Origin of the sequence: Flavobacterium sp. FlaQc-30, assembly GCF_044005885.1 — a bacterium.
GTDB lineage: Bacteria > Bacteroidota > Bacteroidia > Flavobacteriales > Flavobacteriaceae > Flavobacterium.
Genome location: NZ_JBIPCO010000004.1, coordinates 128797 through 149174 on the forward strand (window position 1 = coordinate 128797; position 20378 = coordinate 149174).

Sequence of the window (20378 nt, forward strand, 5' to 3'; positions counted from 1 at the left end):
TCGCTATTTTGAAAACTTTTTAAATGAACTTATGTTACTATATTGGGAGAAAAATTAGTTCTCTGGTTTAAAGCAAAGCGGGATGATTTCTCCTTTTGCTAAACAATATTTTTCTACCAGTTCTGGTGCAATTTTATTAGTATAATCTTCTTCAATTACAATAAAGCCAATACTTCTTAATTTGTCGAAATAATCACGTCCGTAAATGCGAACATGATCGTATTGTCCAAAAATTCTAGCACGTTCTTTTTGATCTGTAATCGAATCATCAGCAAATGTAACTTCACGAGATAAATCTTGTGGAATTTGAAGAATCGCCATTCCGCCAGGTTTTAAAACTCTAAATAATTCCTGCATTGCTTTTGTGTCGTCTGGAATATGTTCTAAAACGTGATTACATAAAATCACATCGTATTCGTTGTCTTTGAAAGGTAAATTGCAGATATCTGCTTTTACATCTGCCAAAGGCGAAAACAAATCGGTTGTTGTATAATCAAGATTTTTCTGCTTACGGAAAAGTTTATAGAAAGCTTGTTCCGGAGCAAAATGAAGTACTTTTTTAGGTGCTGTAAAAAAATCAGTTTGGTCATTTAAGTACAACCAAAGCAAACGGTGTCTTTCTAAAGAAAGTGTACTTGGTGAAAGTACATTATTACGCTGTTTTCCATATCCGTAAGGCAAAAACGATTTGAAACTTTTTCCGTCAATAGGATCAGTAAATTTGCTTCCTTTCAGCGATAAAGCTAAAATTGGACGTGCCACGTAACTCAAACGAATTAATATCGGTCTTGGAATAGTATTTAAAACTAATTTGAAAAGTTTTTTCACAGGTTTGATTCGGGTTGTATTATAGTACTAATGGCACTTTTCTAAATTCGTCTTCTTCATTGCTTTCGATTCCTAAAGCTTTGTAGATGTATTGAAAAGTAGATAATAATTCAGGTTTACCATCAACTAGTGCTACGTCATGTTCGAAATGTGCACTTGCTTTTCCATCTGCAGTTGTAATGGTCCAGCCGTCCTTATGTTGCTTAATGTTTCTGGTTCCAAGGTTAATCATTGGTTCAATTGCAACTACCATTCCTTCAACGAATAGTTTTCCGCGTCCGCGTTTTCCGTAGTTTGGCATTTCTGGTTCTTCGTGCATTTTTTGCCCAACACCGTGTCCAACTAGTTCACGAACAACTCCGTAACCATGTGCTTCTGTGTATTTTTGAATCGCATTTCCAACATCTTCAACGCGATTTCCTGCTTTAAATTCTCTAATTCCAACATAAAGAGATTCCTTAGTTACCTGCAAAAGTTTTTTAACTTCAGGTGCAACTTCTCCAATTTCGAAACTATACGCATGATCTCCGTGATATCCATTTTTAAATGCTCCACAATCTACCGAAATGACATCACCGCTTTTTAGAGGAGTGTTATTTGGAATTCCGTGAACAACCTGAGAATTTGGACTCATACAAAGTGAATTAGGAAAATCATATAATCCTAAAAAGCTTGGAACGGCACCGTGATCACGGATAAATTCTTCGGCTAATTTGTCAAGATATAATGTTGTAACTCCTTCTTTAATTTCAGAAGCAATCATTCCTAATGTTTTTGATACGATTAAAGCACTTTCGCGCATTAATTCAATTTCCTCTCTAGTTTTTTGGATAATCATATTTTTCCCATTTTCAGTTCGCAAAAGTACAATTTTATATTATTTTTTTCGCCACGAATTTTACGAATTCACACTAATTCAAACGAAGTAGATTGTAATTCGTGCTAATTTGTAAAATTTGTGACAGACTTTTTTAATTCAATATCCCAGAAAAAACCCTAAATTAGTAGTAAAATGTCAATAATCATGGAAATTTCGACTGATCAGGATATTGCAAAAGTAAAAGCATTAAAGAAAATGAAGAGAAATGCTTTGTTGCTTTTGGGTATTGCCGTTTTGCTGTTTGTAGTGGCAATTTATTTTAAAATCCCAATGCTTCAGGCTTTCAGCGAGGCAGCGATGGTTGGCGGAATTGCCGATTGGTTTGCAGTTGTGGCTTTGTTTCGTCATCCGCTGGGAATACCAATTTGGCATACTGCTATTATACCGACGAAGAAAAATGAGATTGGAGAAAATCTTGGGAATTTTGTTTCAGAAGAATTTCTAAATCGTGAAAAACTGGAAATTAAATTGGATGAGTTCAATTTTGCAGCAAAAGCATCAGATTGGCTTTCGCAACAGGAAAATGCAGATAAAATTGCAAATGTTGTTGCCATAAATATTATTCCGGGAGTTTTAAGAACGATAAAAGATGAGGATGTAAAGCGATTTATTCAAGTTCAATTTGCGGCAAAACTTGAAGGAATTAATTTTGGAGATTGGGTGGCTTTGGCTTTGGAGCCTTTGCAAAAAGGAAATGTAAAAGATCAATTATTGACGAATCTTTTGACGGTTATGAGTGAGGAACTGACGAATAATAAAGACTTGATTCGGAAAAAAGTAAAAGCATCAACTCCGTTTTTGAGTTTTGGTCTTGCTGATAAAAGTATTACAGAAGGTGTTTTTAATGGATTGCAGGATTTCTTGAATGAAGCCAAAAATCCAGGAAGTGCGGTACGAATTAAAATTGATGAATACGTTTATAATTTTTTAGAAAAGGTAAAAAACTCTGAAGAAATGAGAGTTAAGATCAATAATATGATTTTAAGTTTTGTTGGAAAAAAAGAAGTTCAAGACTATATCAATGGAATTTGGGATGAAATAAAACTTTCGATTTCTAATGATTTAAATAAAGGGGAAGATTCGTCTATTAAAAATAGTATCGCTGGATTAATTCAAAGTTTTGGGAACGGCATAAAGGAAGATTCGCATATGATTGATAAGATCAATAATTTTATTAAAAATGATCTTTTGTCTGTTCTTTTGAATAATAAAAAAGTTATTGGCGATTTGATCTCTTCGACCGTAAAAAGCTGGGATGGAAAAGAGGTTTCTGAAAAACTAGAATTAGAAATTGGTAAAGATCTTCAATATATTAGAATTAACGGAACTTTAGTTGGCGGACTTATCGGTCTCGTAATTTATGCTGTCGAATGGACGTACCATTATTTTATAGTTTAACCATATAAATGATATAAGTTCATTTAAAAAAATAGCGCAAAAGCTAGTAACTTAAATAACTTATATCACTTATATGGTTTAAAATCAATCAGGATTTGCCATGATTTTGAACAAGTCAGAATTAGAGATATAAAAACGGTTTTCCAATGCAATTGAGGCCAATTTTGCACTTACTAAATTGTTCTCGCGTGTGTTGATTAAGAACAAAGAGCTTTCTCCAAATGAGAATAAACGTTCTTCAGAATTTAGCATTGTCAAGTTGTTTTCGACTAAATCTTTGGCTAGTTTTTTTTGTTTTATAAGCGAATTGATTTCTAATTTTTGAGCACTGATTTTGTTAGTCAATTGTGTTTTTTCTAATGCTAATGCAAATTCGTTTTCTTGAAGTTTGTATTTTGCTAGTTTTAAACTTCCTCTTTCTTTTCGCAGAAATAAAGGAAAGTAAAATTCCAGACCAATTTTGTAATCGTCAAATTTATAATTGTCGATGTAATTTGGTTCAGATAAATAGGCGTAAGCAATGTTTATTTTTGGCAGCAGCATATTTTGTTTTAGATCTTTTTCTACATTCAAGATGTCTATTTTGTTCTGCATCGCATTTAGTTTAGGATGCGTTTCTAAGCTGAAATCTTTTTGCAAAAGATCGTTTGTTTTTAACGTTTCCTGCAGTGTACTTTCTAGGGTGCTTTCTGGGATAAGTTCATCTGAAATTTCAAGAGGAATATTGTTGTCAAGCCACATAAAATTTGATAATTCCAGTTTTGCTTTAGCTAATTTTAATTTAGAATCTTCAAGGCTCAGGGTTCTGTTTTTTACAATAATTCCTGCTTCAATACTGTCAATCGCGGGTTTGTCGCCTTGATTGATTAAAGATTTAATTCCTTCCAAACGTATTTCGGCATTTTTATTATAAGTCTCATACAGTTTCATTTCTTCAAAATTCTTTTTCCAATTGAAATAAGCAAGAGAAGCATCGTATAAAACGCTGACAGCTTCAAGTTTTCGTTCAGATTCACTTAGTTTTATCTGAATTTTTGCCTTGCGAACATCCGCCATTCGTTGATTAATAAATAATCCTTGTCCAACAGGAACACTGATTCCAAACGAAGTTAAACCTTGATTAGGTGTTGTGTTTTCAGGATTAAGATAAACACCTTCATTGTTGTCAAATCCAGCTTTTAACTCGATTCCGTACCAAGTTGGGATTTTAAAACTGCTGTTTAAAATAGAATAATATTCTTTGTCTTTAAATTGTTTTTGACTAAAATCTACTTCAATTTTTGGATCAAAACCACCTCTTGCCATCATTAAATTGGCTTGTGCTTTGCTGATTTCTAAATTGGCATTTTTTACCAAAGGATGATATTTTTTTACATATCCAAGAAACTCATCGTAAGTAAGTTCTTTAGATATGGGCTGCTGGCCAAAAACCGTACAGCTCAAAAATAGAAAAGCTATAAGTATCCGTTTCATTATTTTTTCTCTTTAGTTTCTTTTTCGCCAGTTTTGTAATAATTAGGAGGGAAACCATTTAAAGTTCTCCAGATTTCGAACCAAATTGGTACTGTGTCTAGTAAAGCAATTGTTTGGGCGCCAGAACCAATGCTCAATTGCTTAGGCCAATGTGCTTCTTCAGGATCTGGAGCAATTAAAACTCTGTATTTGCCATTTGTACTGATAAAATTTTCTATCGCCACAACTTTTCCTCCAAAAGTTCCGTACGATATATCCGGCCATCCTGCAAATACAATTGTTGGCCAGCCGTCAAACCAAACGCGGACTTTTTCGCCTTTTTTGATTAAAGGCAAATCTATTGGGTTTACATACGTTTCAACCGCAATATCATAATGAGATGGCATTATCGTTACAATTGGAGTCCCTTCTTTTACCGTTTCGCCCAATCCTGCTTGCAAAGCTCGGTTGATATAGCCGTCTTGCGCAGCTTTAATATAATACATGCCATTTCTTAAGCTGTAATTCGTGTATTGGTTTTCTAATTTGCTTACTTGAGCTTCAGTATCAAACTTGTTGCTTAGAGTAGTAAATTGATCGCTTTTTGCTTTGGCTGCTTTTTCAGCATATTCAGCCGAAATTCGGTTAACTTCAACTTTAGCGTTTATGTATTCATTTTTACTGGATAAGAATTTGTTTTCTTGTGTTATGATTTTTGCATCAACATCTTGTAATTTTAAACGTTTCTCTTCAACATCTGTAAGCGGTTTCAATCCTTCTTTGTTTAATTGAACAGAACGATTGTATTGTGTATTTGCGATTCGCAGTTGTGTTCTTGCGGCAACAAGATCAATACTGTCGCTTTTTATTTTTAAAAGCGATTGTCTGACTTTGTTTTTTGCTTGTTCCAGTTTTAGCCTTTTTTCGCTTTCAATAGCTTGAATTTGAGTAGAAAGAGTTTGTACTTTCTCGTCATATGATTCTAGAGAGTTTTTCTTTGCTTCTACCTGATTTTTGGTATTTTCGACCAAATTAGGATCCATATAATCCTCCTTTATTTCAGAAATAAATAAAATGGTATCTCCCTTTTTTACAAAATCACCTTCTTGTACATACCATTTTTCAATTCGACCAGAAATAACACTCTGAATTGATTGTGGTCTTTGATTAGGTTTTAAAGTGGTTACAGATCCTGATCCCGAAACATTTTGTGTCCATGGCAGAAAAAGAGCAATTATTCCTAAAATTGAAGTACCTATTATAATCTTATTTAAAATTTTATAATGACTTCTATTGTTTAGGTTTTTTACAGTCTCGTATCGTTCAAGAGACTGCAGTCTGGTTTTATTGTCAGAAATGTTTAGCATGGCATATCGTTTTTTTGATCAAGTAGAATAAGACCGTTTTGCATTGTTATTTTTCGTGTTGATTTTGTTTTCCAATGCGGATTTTTGGATGAAACAATAATGGTCCACTTGTTTTTATCTGAAGTAAGAAAGTCTATGATTTCGTTAGCTACATTTTCATCCATAATATCAGTTGGATCTTCATAAAAAAGTATTTTTGGTTTATGAATGATGCTTCTAGCTAATAATATTTTCTGTGCATTTGAGGATGATAGTTGTCTTCCTTCAGGATAAATATGTGTATCTAAACCTTTTGGCAGTTGTTTTATAAACGAACTCAGCTGTACTCCGTCAAGTGCCCATTTTAAATCTTCGGAACTTATTGTGGGGTCATTAAAAGTTATGTTTTCAAAAATGGTTCCTTCAAATGGTGTTTCGTTATGGATAATTGTTCCAATTTGTGAGCGATATTGTTTAATATCTATTTTTTTGAATGTATCGTCATTGATGTAAAACGCACCGGAACTTTGTTTTAATAAACCAGATAACAATCTAATAAGAGTTGTTTTTCCAGAACCGTTTTCACCGTCAATTACAATTTTTTCACCTTGCTCTATTTTAAGAGATATAGAATCTAGAGCATATATTGGAGAATCTGGAAATTTAAATTTTAAGTTTTCAGTCTCTAAGGTGATATTCGTGTAACATGTGTCGTTTTTAGACTCAATATATTCTTCTAATTCCAAATCAGTTACCTGTCCAATTTTTTCAACAGAAGTCAAAACGTCATAAAAAGTTTCAAGTCCAAGAATGATTTTTTCAACAGAGGTAATTACTAATAAAATAATGATCTCTGCCGCCACAAATTGCCCAATATTCATTTCCTGACTTAGTACTAAATATCCGCCAATAGAAAGCAAACTTGCCGTAATAATGATTTTAAAAACAATCAATTGGGTAAATTGTTTTTTGATCACATTAAAATGTTTCTCGCGATAGTTGATATAGTTGTTTACGATCTTGTTGTTTTTTTGAAGCGCAAAATCATAGTTTAATTCATTTCTAAAACTGTAATTATTACGCGCCATTTCTTGCAGCCAGCCAGCTACTTTATATTTGAATTTAGATTCTTTTAAACTTGTTTCTAAACCAGATTTGTATGAAAATTTAAAAATGAAAAACAAAAGCAAGAATAACAATAAGCCAAATACAATAAAGGACGGATGATATAAAGACAGTAAAATTAATCCAAATGTAATTTGGAGTAAAGCTGCCGAAAAATCAATCAGTAATTTTGATGTACCTTTTTGAATGCTTAAAGTGTCAAAAAAACGATTTGTTAACTCCGGCGGATAAGTGCCGTATAATTCCTCAGGTTTTATTTTTGGCAAGCGAGCCGCAAACTCAAAGGAAGAACGAACAAATATTTTTTGCTGTAAATTTTCAGTAATTCGCAATTGCATTAATGATAAAAGTCCAACAAGTGCAACTCCGGCAACAACCAGAATAATAAGTACAATCCAAGATGCACTTACTCTTCCAGATTGTATAAACGCTATAATAGCCTGGATTCCTAAAGGAAGCGACAAACTAACTAAACCAGCAAAAATGGCGTAGAAAAAGATTTGGTATATATCTTTTTTGTCTAATTGAAGTAAATTGTAAAATCGTTTTAAAGGTGTCATGTTGATTTTTTTATGGTTAGCGTAAAACGTTTTCTGCAAGATTGATGTAAAACTCTGTGGTTGTTACTGTTTCATTACAATTCGTAATTGTTTTTAAATGATCTGTTAAAAAGTGCTGATGCAAACTTCCTTCAACAATTGTTGAAACCAGTGATTTTGCATATGGATAATCGGGATTTACTTCTTTTACAATGGCAACAATTCTATTGATAACCCTTTTGTAAATTAAGAAAAAACCTTCTTTGTTTTCCTGGTCAACTTCTTTAGTATGAAGTGTTTTTGTAAATTCAGCAATTATTATCTTGTTTAAAACAGCTTCATTTATATGATCTGTTGCAATGTCATCTGTTATTTTTTCAGTAACTAATGTGATGGCTTTTCTCAGTTTTTCATTTTTATCTATAATGTTGGTCGTAGTAAATACTAATTTGTATTCGATCCAGCTCCAATACCAAGAAGATAAATAAACTAAGAGTTTATGCTTGTTCTCAAAATAACGATAAATCGAACTTTCGTTTGATCCTATTTTTTCTCCTAATTTTTTAAATGTAAAGTTATCAAAACCAATGGTGTCGATAAGAAGAATACTCTGTTCGATTATTTTTTTTCCCAGTGCGGATGTTTCGGGATCTTTTACATAGATCTTTTCGTTTATTTGGATTTTTAGATTCGATAGTATAATTTCCATAAAAATTATTTTAAATGCAAAGATAATAGTATTACTATTAATAAAGAATATTTAGCTTTTATTTTTGCAAAAAAAAAGCTGCTCTAAATCAAGAGCAGCTTTTAAAAATTATTTAAACGGAGTTTATAGTAATGAATGACTGGTCATTGCATTTGGCTGTTGTACTCCCATTAATTCTAAAATAGTAGGGGCAATATCTCCTAAAACACCATTTTGAATGTTTTTTAAATCCTTATCAACTAAAATAATCGGCACTGGATTTGTTGTGTGTGCAGTATTTGGACTTCCGTCAGGATTAATCATTGTTTCGCAATTTCCGTGATCGGCAATTACAATCGTAGTGTAATTGTTTGCAAGAGCAGCTTCGATAACTTGTTTTACGCAAGCATCAACAGCCTCGCAAGCTTTGATAGCGGCGCTCATAATTCCCGTATGACCAACCATATCACCGTTTGCAAAATTCAAACAAACAAAATCTACTTCACCGTTATTTAATTCAGGAACAAGTGCATCTGTAAGTTCATAAGCGCTCATTTCTGGCTGTAAATCGTAAGTAGCTACTTTTGGTGAATTTCTTAAAATACGAGATTCGCCTTCAAAAGGAGTTTCTCTTCCGCCAGAGAAGAAAAATGTTACGTGAGGATATTTTTCAGTTTCAGCAATACGAATTTGCTTTTTACCTGCTTTTTCTAAAACTTCACCAAGAGTTTCAGTAATATTATCTTTGTTGTAAACGACTTTTACATTTTGGTATGTTTCGTCGTAATTTGTAAGCGTAACATAATACAAGTTTAGTTTGTGCATGTTTTGCTCGTGAAAGTCTTGTTGTGAAAGCGCTTCAGTTAGTTCGCGCCCTCTGTCAGTTCTAAAATTGAAGAAAATAACAACATCGCCTTCTACAATTGTAGCAAGAGGTTTTTCGTTTTCATCAACCATAACAACCGGCTCGATAAACTCGTCTGTGATGTTTTTTTCATAACTTTCAAGAACGCTTGCAACTGCATTTTTTGATGGAGTTCCAACTGCATTAACAACTAGGTCGTAAGCTAATTTTACACGTTCCCATCTTTTATCACGATCCATTGCGTAGTAACGGCCAATGATTGAAGCGATTTTTACAGGAGTATCTTTAATATAATCCTCTAAATCATGAATGTATTTAGCTCCAGATTTCGGGTCAACATCGCGTCCGTCAGTAAAAGCGTGTATGTAAACTTTGTCTAAGCTATATTCTTGCGAAGCATCGATTAAACCGCGTAAATGAGAGGTATGAGAGTGAACACCTCCGTCAGAAACTAATCCTAAAAAGTGTACTTTTTTATTGTTTTCTTTAGCGTAAGTAAAAGCGTCAATTAAAACCTGTTCTTTAGCAAGTGTTTTGTGGGCTACTGCTAAATTTATTTTGGCTAAATCCTGATACACAATTCTTCCGGCACCAAGATTCATATGTCCAACCTCACTGTTTCCCATTTGGCCTTCAGGTAAACCAACGTTTAAACCGTCAGTACGAAGTTGTGCGTTTGGGTAATCTTTATAAAGGCTGTTTATAAAAGGAACATTTGCATTGTCTATTGCAGATACTTTAGGGTCAGGAGATTTTCCCCAACCATCTAAAATCATAAGGATAACTTTTTTGTTCATTACTTTTTGTTTTTTACAAAGATAAGTCATTTCTAAAATTTGCGTGAAAGCATTGTCACATTTATGGTTAATAAAAAGAAGCGTATTAAAAAATAATAATTTAATTATAGAAGTCTTTATTTTTTAAAATTAATTCACGCTAAGCTCTTTTTCTGAACCTATTTTTGACGGCGTCGAAGTGTAGAAATTGTATGCAGGCTTTTAGAGGGGAGTTAATATCATGATTTTTTGCAAAATCTATTTGCTGATTACTTGTAATTTGTTTTGAGAATTTTATTTCTGATAACTAGAAGAAAAAGTCTAATTGTATTTTCTTTAAGAATTTATGCGGAAATCTTGGTGTTTTAGAAGGAAGTAAATATCTTACAGGAATACCTTTTTTTATGTTAATTATGTTAAAATTTAAACAAAAAAGGCCTGATTTTCAGGCTTCTATTTTGACGGCTGTAAATAATTTATATTTTTGCCATACCCAAATTTTTTATTAACCTAAAGAAATTCAATGATTTACAAAATTTATCCACTGCTTGTGTTTTTGCTGTTATCTTTTGGAGAAGATTCAAAAAACACACCCGAACTGAAAAATGCAACGACTGAAAACATTGCTAAGGTTGAAAAGAATCTTACGGTTGAGGCAAAAATCGAAAGTATTTATAAAACATTAGATACTAATAATTTTAATGTTCCTGAACTTAAAACTTTTACTGAAGCTTTAAAAGGTTTTTATCTTTTAAAAGAAAGAGGGATTGTTCAAAAAAACATTTTAACATTAATTGATTTTAGTTTGTCGTCAAATACCAAACGTTTATGGGTAATTGATATGACAACAAATAAAATTTTGTTCAATTCACTAGTTGCTCATGGTAGAAATACAGGAGAAGAATTTGCATCGGCATTTTCTAATATGAATTCATCGTTTAAAAGCAGCTTAGGTTTTTATGCTACAGGTGAAATTTACAAAGGAAAACATGGAGCTTCATTGCGTTTAGATGGTTTAGAAAGAGGTTTGAATGACAATGCTCGTGAAAGAGGAGTTGTAATGCATGGTGCTGATTATGTGTCTGAATCTTTTATTAGAGATCATAAAAGATTAGGCAGAAGCCAAGGTTGCCCTGCGCTTCCGGTTGAATTGACAGATGAAATAATTGAAACGATAAAAGATAAATCATGTTTGTATATTTATCATCCATCAAGAAGTTTTACGATGGAGGAGAGGCTAATTTCTTAGTTTAGTATACAAATCTGAATCTAGATTATAAATATCAGCTCTAAAAATGAGCTGATTTTTTTTGCTCCAAGCAGTCCAATACCATTGGTATAAAGCATATTTTTTGGTAATTTTTGCGCTCGTTGTTTTTTTGGTAGCGATTATAGTGTCAATTTTTTCTTTTGAAAACTTTTCAGAATCATCCAAAATATGCTCTGCTAATTCCAGCGGATTTTCAACACGAACGCAGCCAGAGCTTAGAGAACGATTATTTCTTCCAAAATAATTTCGGTGATTTGTATCATGAAGGTACACACTGTGGCGGTTTGGGAATAAAATTTTCATTAATCCTAATGAGTTATTATAGCCTGGGCTTTGTACGTAGCGATAATTGTTGGGTTTGTTTTCGTTCCATGCCATTGGTTCCACTTTGTTTCCAGCAGTATCGTAAATAGTGATGCTTTTGTTAGCTAAATAATTTCGATTTCGTTTCATAGCGGGAACCACATCTTCCTTTAAAATTGTAGGAGGAACTGTCCAAGTTGGGTTGAAAACAACAGTTTTTAGTACCGATGTAATAATTGGCGTTTTTCTTTTGCTGGTTCCAACAACAATATTTCTAGATAAAATAGTGTCTTGATTCTCGACAACATCTAAGCTGTAATTCGGAATGTTGATGATGAAGTATTCTTCGGCTAAATCAGTAGGAAACCATCTCCATCGTTCTAAATTGACAATAATTTGCTGTTTCCTTTTTTCTTTGGAATAGTTTAAAGCATTTATAGTTCCTTGTCCTATAACTCCGTCAGGAGCAAGACCGTGTCTTTCTTGAAATTTTTTAACTGATTCAAATGTTTTTTGATTGTAAATGTTTGTCAGGCTGTCCTTTCCTGACATATCATTCCAGAACAAAAGCCTTTTTTTTATGTTTATTAAAGCAGAATTGGTGTCGTTTAAAGTGATTTTTTCGAGAGATTGTATGCTTTTTATTTCGTCATCTGGAAAAGTTTTAATGATTTCCAATGCTTTTAACAGCTGTTTATAAGTTTGCGATTTAGGTTGGATATTGTCAACAATGCTATCTAATTTGTCTTTGTTAAAAGCTTTAATTAAAACATTGTTTACATCAAATGTTTTCTCTTCTAAATCCCAGTCTGTATATATTTTTTTAGGATCAAGTTTGCCTTTATAAAGATGATTTAGGTATTTTTCAAAATTATAAGTCAGTAATATGTCATACGCAGCCAAGTCAGAATCGCTCAGAGAGCTTATTTTACTTTCGAACTTTTTTAATTTAGATGCTTTGTAATCTTCGGGGTTTAACCCTAATTCATCTGATTTTTCTAACTGTGATAGGACGTAATTTCTCTTTTTTAAATTTCCCCAAACCGTTTTGTTTTCAGAAGAGTTGTAGAATTGTTTTAAAGTTTCGCTTTTAAAAGTACCAATTAATGCAGTGTCAATTTGAACCGTTCTTTCATCAGTAAGTATGATTGCTGGAGCTTTTTTTACAACAGCAGGTGCGGTTTTAGGAGTATCTTTTTTACAACTAATCAAACTGCATAATACTAATAAAAGGTAAAATTTTTTCATTCTATATTTTTTTAAACATCAAATAATGTTCTCCAACGTCTTTTATTTCAAATGGTTCGCCAAGAACTTCATAGTTCATTCTTCTGTAAAAACCTACTGCTGCGGTTCTGGCGTTAAACCAAATTAAATCGACTTTGTTTTGTTTACAATAGTCTTCGCAGTGTTTTACTAAAGCTTCTCCAAATCCCTTTTTTTGGTGATTCTCTAAAATTGCCATGCCGCGAATTTGACCCTGTAAATTTTCGGCAAATATAGGGTTGGATTTAGTGAATAATGAAATAATTCCTGTTAAATTTTCGTTTTGAAACAAACCAAAATGATGAGTCGTTTCTAAATCGTCTCCCTCAAAGACGCAGCTTTCTATAGGTTTTCCTTTTCTTAAAACTGGTTGGCGTACAATATAGGTTTCTTTTGATGGGATTTCTTTGATGATATTCATGATTTTTGAAAAATAATTGTTTTTATAACTTTTTAATTTTAAATGTGTTATAATTAAATGTTGATTTTAGTTGATTTTTTTTGCGAAAAAGCTTGTTTTGAACTTAACTTATTTTCTATATTTGCACCACAGTAATGCGAAAGTAGCTCAGTTGGTAGAGCTCCAGCCTTCCAAGCTGGTTGTCGCGAGTTCGAGCCTCGTCTTTCGCTCTAAAAAACCGAAATTTAATCGTTTCGGTTTTTTTACCAAAATTAAATAATTTTTTGATTTTTATTTTTTAGAATGATTTAATTGTTTATATTTGCACCCTGTTAATGCGAAAGTAGCTCAGTTGGTAGAGCTCCAGCCTTCCAAGCTGGTTGTCGCGAGTTCGAGCCTCGTCTTTCGCTCTTTAAAAGCCTCAAACATTGTTTGAGGCTTTTTTTTTTGTTTTTTTGAACCATATAAGTTATATAAGTAAAATAAGTTTTTTTTGGAAAGCTTTATTTAAATGGGTTTATTTAACTTATATGGTTCAAAAGATTATTTTAAATTACTCAAATCGCTTTCAGTTTCTAGCTCTGTCGGCGTTTCGTTTTGTAAAAATAAACGAGCTTGCAAGTTTCCTTTTAAAGTTATTTTTTCGCCTTTTACTTCCAGCCAGCTGCCTTCTCTTAAGCCTAAAACTGGAATTGAATTAAAAGCATGAAACTCCTTGATTCTTGTTTCACGCGTTTCTCCCATATGTTTAGAGTTTAAATCGGGATCTAAATAATGCGGATTTAAGTTGAATGGAATTAGTCCTAAAGTTTGAAAGCTTGGTGGATAAATAATTGGCATGTCATTAGTTGTCTGCATAGACAATCCGCAAATATTGCTTCCAGCACTTGTTCCAAGGTATGGAGTTCCGTTTTTTACTGTTTCAGCAAGTAATTGCATAATGTTGTTTTTGTACAATTGAGTAACAAGTAAAAAAGTATTTCCCCCGCCTGTAAAGATTCCTTCGGCATTTTTTAGGGCACTTTCAGGACTTTCAAATTCATGAATTCCTTGCAGTTTTATATTGATTGATGCAAAAGCCTGTGCGGCTTTTTGTGTGTATTCGTCATGAGAAATTCCGCCGGGACGTGCGTACGGAATAAATAAAATGCTTTTACAATTTTTAAAATGTACTTGTAATGTAGGTAATAAGTATTCTAAATAGCTGCCTTCGTGTAAAGTAGAGGTGCTTGCAATGATAATGCTTTTCATAATTTTTAAACTCTGATTTTGTATGTTAAAGGTATTAAAAATCTAGCTTTCTGAGTGTGTTTAACTTTGGTTAATTAACATATTTTTACCAACTCATTAATATTAAATTTGGAATACATTAGGATATTTTTACCTTTTTAATAAAATTCTAAGATTTTTTATTTTGATTACAAAAGTTGTCTGTTTTTTTGTTGCTGTTATGAGTCAAAACGTATGGTCTCAAAATCAAGAGCGCTCTGTTTTGAATGGCAAAATTATGGCTAATACCAATGATTTAGAAGGTGTTTATGTTGTAAACGCACAAACAGAAACAATGACTACTACAGATGCTTCTGGTGCTTTTTCGATTATGGCAAAAGCTGATGATACGCTTGTTTTTTCATCTATACAATTCAAAGAAAATAGAGTTTTATTGTCTGCTGCTGATTTTACTGAGCTGAATTTTATTGTAAAAATGAGTTTACTTATGAATCAATTGCAGGAGGTAATTGTAAAGAGATACGACAGAATAAATGCTGTTTCTTTAGGAATTGTTCCAGAAGGGCAAAAAAGATATACAGCAGCCGAAAGGAAATTGCATACAGCAACGGATTTAAAAGCTCCAGGAGGTGGTTTGACTGCAGATCCTTTAATGAATTTTCTTTCGGGCCGCACAGCAATGCTTAAAAAAGAAGTCGCTGTCGAGAAGAAAGAAGCTTTTATGAGGCTTTTGGAGAATATGTTTAGTATGGATCATTTCGTTAACAGATTGAAGATTCCGCTAGACTATGTAAAAGGATTTGAATATTATGTTGTCGATAATGATAGGTTTACAGCTATTTTGAATTCGAAAAATAAAACTTCTACTGAGTTTTTGTTAGGAGAGCTGGCAGTAAAATATAAAGAGATAATTGCGGGTGAAAACAAATAGTAGTTTGCTTCTTGTTTTGTTTGTTCAAATAGGTTTTGGACAAGAGACAGTTTCAAAAGAAATTTCGGGACAAATTTTAGAGCCGTCTATTTCGATTGAAGGAGTAAATATTATTAATAGCGCAACTCAGATAACGTCCGTTTCTAATGCCGATGGAAAATTTTCTATAAGAGTAAAAGAAGGAGATGTTTTGATTTTTTCTGCTGTAAATTTGGAGTCTCTAAAATACCTAATTACAAGTGCCGATTTTAGTTTGGCTTCGGTACGGATTAAAATGAAAACAAGACAAACAGAATTGAGTGAGGTTATTGTGGATGAATATGCTCATATAAATGCTGTGAATCTTGGGATAGTTTCAAAAAATCAAAAGAAATATACGGCTGCTGAGAGAAAATTGGCTGTTGCCGGCGATTTTAAACCTATTTCTCTTTTAGGATTATTAGGTGGTTCGATGCCTCTTGATCCTATTTTAAATAAGATAAATGGACGGACTAAAAATCTGAAAAAGAATATTGAGGTCGAGAAGAAGGAGGCTAGTATTGTGCAATTGGGATATATATTTGAGAAGGCTTATTTTGTGGATCGTTTAGGTGTTTCTTCTGAATATGTTCTTGGTTTTAAATATTACCTTGTCGAAAATGAGGAAGTCGTTTCTCTTTTGAGAAACAAAGAGAAGTCTAAGCTGGAGTTTTTGATAAACGAGCTGGCATTAAAATACAAAGAAATAATTTCAAGTGAACTTAAGTAATACTTTATATATAAGCTTTTTTATGTGCTTTGTTCAAATTTGTTTTGGACAAAACAGCAATGGAAAAGTAATTTCGGGGCAAATATTTGAGCAGTCTACTCCAATCGGGGGCGTGAATGTTATCAATAATGATACACAGATTGCGACTGTTTCTGACGATGATGGGCGTTTTTCAATTTCGGTAAAAGAAGGAGATGTTTTGGTGTTTTCGGCAGTAAATTTAGACCCTGTAAAACGTCGAATTACAAATGGTGATCTTGGTTTGAGTTTGCTTTCGATTAAAATGACTGCGAAAGAAATTGAGTTAAAAGAAGTTGTGGTTAATGATAATTACGGTATTACGGCTGAAAATTTAGGAATCGTGCCGCATGGGCAAAAAACGTACACGCCTGCCGAAAGAAAAGTGTATACTGCAACCTCTACATCGGTAGATAAGATATTAAACAGTATTTCGGGGCGGACTGCAATGCTGAAAAAGGAGATAAATGTTGAGAAAAAAGAGATGCTTTTTAGAAAAATAGAGTATCTTTTTGAGGAGAACTATTATACTGAGAGATTAAAAATTCCAGTTAATGATATTAAAGGATTTCAATTATTTTGTGTAGATGATACTGAATTTGCTGTATCTTTGAATACTAAGAATAAAACAATGAGCATGTTTTTAATTACTGATTTGGCTCGTAAATATCTTATAATCCTTGAAAATGAAAAATAAAATTACAATTGTTGTTATCTGCTTGTTTTGTCAAGTAATGTTTGGTCAAAATAATTCAAGAACCTCTTTGCATGGTCAGGTTGTTAACGGATCGCTTGCCATAGAAAGCGGTTATGTTATGAATGTAAATGCTAAAATTAGAACATTTATTGGTTCTGGCGGGTTGTTTGATATTATGGCAAGACCTAAAGATACGCTGTTGTTTACAGGTTTAGCTTTTCAGTCAAAGAAAATTGTTTTAACGGAGAAAGACTGTGCTCAAATTCTTTTTTCAGTGCCTTTAGATTTAGTAAGTAATGAATTGAAAGAAGTTTTAGTTCGAAAAGATTTAAAAGTTAAAGCTTTTCAAGGCGGAAACTCGCAAGCTCTTGTTGATATGCAGTTTGAAGATGATAAACAGTCTACAGCAAAAAATACCGTAATGTATTCTGATCAAACAATTAAATACGGAACTGATTTCGTTAGAATATTTAAGGATGTTAAAAAACTTCTTTCGAAAAATAAAGAAGTAAAAGAAGAAGTAATATCTGATATTGCTTTTGTGGAATATTCTAAAGCCAATTTTAAATCAGATTTTTATACAAAAACCTTAGGTTTGAAAGAAGATGAAATTGATTTGTTTTTAATGTATTGTTCTAATGATCCTGAATCTAAAAGGCATCTTAAGCCTGAAGAAAAATTTGAATTAATCGATTTTATGATTAATAAAAATAAGGAGTTTAAAAAGGTGAATTCTCCGCAGTAATGAAAAAAAGGTTTGTTTATCTTTTACTTGGATTATTGTTTCTCTCGCTTTCCGCTTTTGCCTTTCATAAGTTTTATGTAGGTGTTTTTCAGGTGGAATATGCTGCTGAAAAGAAAATGATTCAAATTACGTCTCGAATTTTTATTGATGATTTGAATAATGGTATGGAGAAAAAGTACCATAAAAAGACATTTGTAGGCACAGAGCGAGAAACTCCTGCCGATGTTGATTTGCTTAAAAAATATCTTTCTGAAAATTTTACGATTAAAATAAATGGACAAACAAAACCAGTTGCCTTTTTATCTAAAGAGGTTGAAGGTGATGTTTTGGTGTGTTATTCGAGAATAAAAGATGTTGAAAAGTTTAAGACAATCGAAATTGTAAATACCATTTTGGTCGACTGGAATGCTGAGCAGCAGAATATTACACATGTTACAGCATTTGGAACTAAAAGGAGTGTGCTTTTTACAGGATCTTCAAGGAAAGAATTGTTAAAATACTAATTTATAAGTTAAATGAGTATATTAATTATTATTTTCACACCCAGATAAAATTACCATTAAATTTTTATGAAAAAACTTTCATTATTATTAATTTTTCCTGCCATGTTAATTGCTCAGGAAAAAGGAACAGCGCCTAAACAGCAAGGCAAATACGATACAAATAAGTTTAGCCAGATGTACGATTTGCTGGCAACACCCAATATGTTTCGTACAGCATCTGGTGCGCCCGGACCAGCATATTATCAGCAGCAGGCAGATTATAAAATTGATATTGAATTAGATGATAAAAATTCAAAATTAAGTGGTTATGAAACCATTACTTATTCTAACAATTCACCAGATAGTTTAGAGTATTTATGGGTGCAGTTAGATCAAAATCAAGCTAAAGCTAACACGCAGACTTCATTGGCTGAAGGTGAAAAAATTAATCAAGTTTTACCGCTTGAAGGTTTTTCTACTAAATATTTAAAGAAAAATTTAGAACGTGGTTTTAATATTGAACAAGTAAAAGATGCAAAAGGAAATGCAATGTCTTATACGATCAATGAAACTATGATGCGAATTAATCTGGTTTCGCCTTTAAAACCAGGAGAGAAAATTGTGTTTTCAGTAAAATGGTGGTACAACATTAATAATTACAGAAAAGAAGGCGGACGTTCAGGTTATGAATTGTTTGAAAAAGATGGTAATAAACTATATGTAATCGCACAGTTTTACCCAAGAATGGCGGTATATAATGATGTTGAAGGCTGGCAGAATATGCAGTTTTGGGGAAGCGGAGAATTTGCGCTGCCTTTTGGGAATTTTGATGTAAATATTACAGTTCCTGCAGATCACGTAATTGATGCAACTGGAGAGCTAACAAATAGAAGTGAAGTTTTTACAGCAGAACAAGTTAAACGTTACGAACAGGCTCAAAAATCATTTGACAAACCTGTTGTAATTGTTACGCAAGCAGAAGCTGAAGCCGCTGAAAAAGGTTTTTCTGAAAAGAAAAAAACATGGAAATTCAGCGCTAAAAATGTTCGTGATTTCGGAATTGCATCTTCAAGAAAATTCATTTATGATGCGATGGCTGTAAAATTGAACAATAAAATTGTAATGGCAGAGTCTGTTTATCCAAAAGAATCAAATCCGCTTTGGGGAGAAACTTCTACAATGACAGTTGCACATACTTTAAGAAGTTATTCATCACATACTTTTGACTATCCTTATCCAAAAGCAGTATCAGTTTCTGCAGAGGATCAAGGTATGGAGTATCCGATGATTTGCTGGAATTACGGACGCCCTGATGAAAACGGGGTGACTAGTAAAGAGGTTAAAAACGGAATGATTGGTGTGGTTATTCATGAAGTTGGCCACAACTTTTTTCCAATGATTGTAAACTCAGATGAGCGTCAATGGACTTGGATGGATGAAGGTTTAAACTCGTTTTTAGAATATTTGGCTGAACAGGAATTAGATCCAAACTTTCCATCAAGACGTGGACCTGCAAAAAATATTGTTCCTTACATGAGCGGTGATCAAAAGTTTTTAGAGCCAATTATGTCTAACTCTGAAACAATTCACCAGTTTGGAAATAATGCTTACGGAAAACCTGCAACGGGTCTTAATATTTTAAGAGAAGTTGTTATGGGAAGAGAGTTGTTTGATTATGCTTTTAAAACATATGCAAACAGATGGAAATTTAAGCACCCAACTCCTGAAGATTTCTTTAGAACAATGGAAGATGCTTCGGCTGTAGATTTAGATTGGTTCTTTAGAGGTTGGTTTTATTCAACGGATTTTGTAGACATCGGAATTAAAGATGTTAAGCAATATTACGTTTCTGATACTCCAACGGCAGATATTAAAGATGTAAAAGTTAGAAAAGGTCGTTTTGGTTTTGAAAAAGGTCCTTTCGTATACTTAGTTTCTGGAGATAATGCAGAAGTAAGTTCTTCTAAGAAAAAAGCATTAGATGTTGAAGATATTAAGCCTCTGGCTGATTATGTTGATCAAACATTTACTGCCGAAGAAAAAGCAAGCATAAAATCGCCTAAGTATTTTTATGAAGTAGAGTTTAATAAACCGGGAGGTATGATTATGCCAATTCTTGTTGAAATAACTTATGAAGATGGTACAAAAGACAATTACAAATATCCTGCACAAATTTGGAGAAAAAACAATGATACAGCTAAGAAAGTATATGCAGTTTCAAAAGCAATAAAAAGTATTCAGATAGACCCAAAATTATTAACTGCTGATATCGATGTAACTAATAATTCTTGGCCAAAAGTAGAACAAAAGTCAAAATTTGACTAAGAATAAAGCTAAAAGACTCTGAAAAGAGTCTTTTTTTTTAAGGAAATTTTAAAACGGCAAGCTGCA

General features: G+C 32.7%; 18 protein-coding genes and 2 tRNA genes. 10 read left to right on the forward strand and 10 right to left on the reverse strand.

Annotated features, from left to right (window positions below):
• Nucleotides 1–54: 54 nt before the first annotated feature.
• Together ACHRV0_RS10835 and map are read right to left on the reverse strand one after the other, a co-directional pair.
• The gene (locus ACHRV0_RS10835) at nucleotides 55–828 is read right to left on the reverse strand and encodes a class I SAM-dependent methyltransferase (RefSeq protein ID WP_129023959.1); all 774 of its coding nucleotides are present in this window, start codon (nucleotides 826–828) and stop codon (nucleotides 55–57) included.
• Nucleotides 829–847: 19 nt separating this feature from the next.
• Nucleotides 848–1666 (reverse strand): type I methionyl aminopeptidase, encoded by an 819-nt coding sequence (gene map, locus ACHRV0_RS10840; protein ID WP_089058210.1) that lies wholly within the window; start codon nucleotides 1664–1666, stop codon nucleotides 848–850.
• Nucleotides 1667–1852: 186 nt separating this feature from the next.
• Here map and ACHRV0_RS10845 point away from each other — a divergent pair, with 186 nt between their 5' ends.
• Nucleotides 1853–3106 (forward strand): DUF445 domain-containing protein, encoded by a 1254-nt coding sequence (locus ACHRV0_RS10845; protein ID WP_395440849.1) that lies wholly within the window; start codon nucleotides 1853–1855, stop codon nucleotides 3104–3106.
• Between the two features lie 84 nt (nucleotides 3107–3190).
• Here the strand turns inward: ACHRV0_RS10845 and ACHRV0_RS10850 are convergent, their stop codons facing one another.
• The 5 genes from ACHRV0_RS10850 to gpmI form a co-directional block, all read right to left on the reverse strand.
• Nucleotides 3191–4579 carry a TolC family protein gene (locus tag ACHRV0_RS10850; protein WP_395440850.1) on the reverse strand — a complete coding sequence of 463 codons (1389 nt, stop codon included), beginning with the start codon at nucleotides 4577–4579 and terminating at the stop codon, nucleotides 3191–3193.
• The gene (locus ACHRV0_RS10855; RefSeq protein ID WP_129023962.1) at nucleotides 4579–5925 is read right to left on the reverse strand and encodes an HlyD family secretion protein; all 1347 of its coding nucleotides are present in this window, start codon (nucleotides 5923–5925) and stop codon (nucleotides 4579–4581) included. Before ACHRV0_RS10855 ends, ACHRV0_RS10850 begins: the two co-directional genes overlap by 1 nt.
• Complete coding sequence (locus tag ACHRV0_RS10860) at nucleotides 5919–7589, reverse strand: peptidase domain-containing ABC transporter (protein WP_129023963.1); 1671 nt, start codon at nucleotides 7587–7589, stop codon at nucleotides 5919–5921. The genes ACHRV0_RS10855 and ACHRV0_RS10860 overlap by 7 nt, the downstream gene beginning before the upstream one ends.
• 16 nt (nucleotides 7590–7605) lie before the next feature.
• Nucleotides 7606–8277, reverse strand: a complete 672-nt coding sequence (locus ACHRV0_RS10865) for a TetR/AcrR family transcriptional regulator (RefSeq protein ID WP_395440851.1) — start codon at nucleotides 8275–8277, stop codon at nucleotides 7606–7608.
• Nucleotides 8278–8400: 123 nt separating this feature from the next.
• Nucleotides 8401–9918 carry a 2,3-bisphosphoglycerate-independent phosphoglycerate mutase gene (gpmI, locus tag ACHRV0_RS10870; RefSeq protein ID WP_395440852.1) on the reverse strand — a complete coding sequence of 506 codons (1518 nt, stop codon included), beginning with the start codon at nucleotides 9916–9918 and terminating at the stop codon, nucleotides 8401–8403.
• A 502-nt stretch (nucleotides 9919–10420) separates the two neighbouring features.
• Here gpmI and ACHRV0_RS10875 point away from each other — a divergent pair.
• On the forward strand, nucleotides 10421–11146 hold the full coding sequence (locus ACHRV0_RS10875) for a murein L,D-transpeptidase catalytic domain family protein (protein ID WP_129023966.1): 726 nt from the start codon (nucleotides 10421–10423) through the stop codon (nucleotides 11144–11146).
• Here ACHRV0_RS10875 and ACHRV0_RS10880 read toward each other — a convergent pair.
• Together ACHRV0_RS10880 and ACHRV0_RS10885 are read right to left on the reverse strand one after the other, a co-directional pair.
• Nucleotides 11135–12718 carry a murein L,D-transpeptidase gene (locus ACHRV0_RS10880; RefSeq protein ID WP_395440853.1) on the reverse strand — a complete coding sequence of 528 codons (1584 nt, stop codon included), beginning with the start codon at nucleotides 12716–12718 and terminating at the stop codon, nucleotides 11135–11137. The genes ACHRV0_RS10875 and ACHRV0_RS10880 overlap by 12 nt on opposite strands.
• 1 nt (nucleotide 12719) lies before the next feature.
• Nucleotides 12720–13157, reverse strand: coding sequence for a GNAT family N-acetyltransferase (locus ACHRV0_RS10885; protein ID WP_129023968.1), 438 nt, complete (start codon nucleotides 13155–13157; stop codon nucleotides 12720–12722).
• A gap of 136 nt (nucleotides 13158–13293) precedes the next feature.
• On the opposite strand from ACHRV0_RS10885, the gene ACHRV0_RS10890 reads away from it, so the two are divergent.
• Nucleotides 13294–13366: transfer RNA gene (locus ACHRV0_RS10890), tRNA-Gly, on the forward strand.
• Between the two features lie 107 nt (nucleotides 13367–13473).
• A tRNA-Gly gene (locus ACHRV0_RS10895) sits at nucleotides 13474–13546 on the forward strand.
• Nucleotides 13547–13679: 133 nt separating this feature from the next.
• On the opposite strand, the gene pepE is transcribed toward ACHRV0_RS10895, so the two are convergent.
• Complete coding sequence (gene pepE, locus ACHRV0_RS10900) at nucleotides 13680–14387, reverse strand: dipeptidase PepE (protein ID WP_129025990.1); 708 nt, start codon at nucleotides 14385–14387, stop codon at nucleotides 13680–13682.
• A 163-nt stretch (nucleotides 14388–14550) separates the two neighbouring features.
• Here pepE and ACHRV0_RS10905 point away from each other — a divergent pair, with 163 nt between their 5' ends.
• The 6 genes from ACHRV0_RS10905 (at nucleotide 14551) to ACHRV0_RS10930 (ending at nucleotide 20312) form a co-directional block, all read left to right on the forward strand.
• Nucleotides 14551–15297 carry a carboxypeptidase-like regulatory domain-containing protein gene (locus ACHRV0_RS10905; protein WP_241686631.1) on the forward strand — a complete coding sequence of 249 codons (747 nt, stop codon included), beginning with the start codon at nucleotides 14551–14553 and terminating at the stop codon, nucleotides 15295–15297.
• On the forward strand, nucleotides 15284–16045 hold the full coding sequence (locus ACHRV0_RS10910; RefSeq protein ID WP_395440854.1) for a carboxypeptidase-like regulatory domain-containing protein: 762 nt from the start codon (nucleotides 15284–15286) through the stop codon (nucleotides 16043–16045). Before ACHRV0_RS10905 ends, ACHRV0_RS10910 begins: the two co-directional genes overlap by 14 nt.
• Nucleotides 16046–16067: 22 nt before the next feature.
• Nucleotides 16068–16760: a carboxypeptidase-like regulatory domain-containing protein gene (locus ACHRV0_RS10915; RefSeq protein WP_129025988.1), complete on the forward strand. Its 693-nt coding sequence runs from the start codon at nucleotides 16068–16070 to the stop codon at nucleotides 16758–16760.
• Nucleotides 16750–17505 carry a hypothetical protein gene (locus ACHRV0_RS10920; protein ID WP_129025986.1) on the forward strand — a complete coding sequence of 252 codons (756 nt, stop codon included), beginning with the start codon at nucleotides 16750–16752 and terminating at the stop codon, nucleotides 17503–17505. The genes ACHRV0_RS10915 and ACHRV0_RS10920 overlap by 11 nt, the downstream gene beginning before the upstream one ends.
• Nucleotides 17505–18008, forward strand: coding sequence for a DUF6702 family protein (locus ACHRV0_RS10925; protein ID WP_395440855.1), 504 nt, complete (start codon nucleotides 17505–17507; stop codon nucleotides 18006–18008). Before ACHRV0_RS10920 ends, ACHRV0_RS10925 begins: the two co-directional genes overlap by 1 nt.
• Nucleotides 18009–18074: 66 nt before the next feature.
• A complete protein-coding gene (locus ACHRV0_RS10930) occupies nucleotides 18075–20312 on the forward strand; it encodes a M1 family metallopeptidase (protein WP_395440856.1) in 2238 nt (745 codons plus the stop codon).
• The last annotated feature ends 66 nt before the right edge of the window (nucleotides 20313–20378 follow it).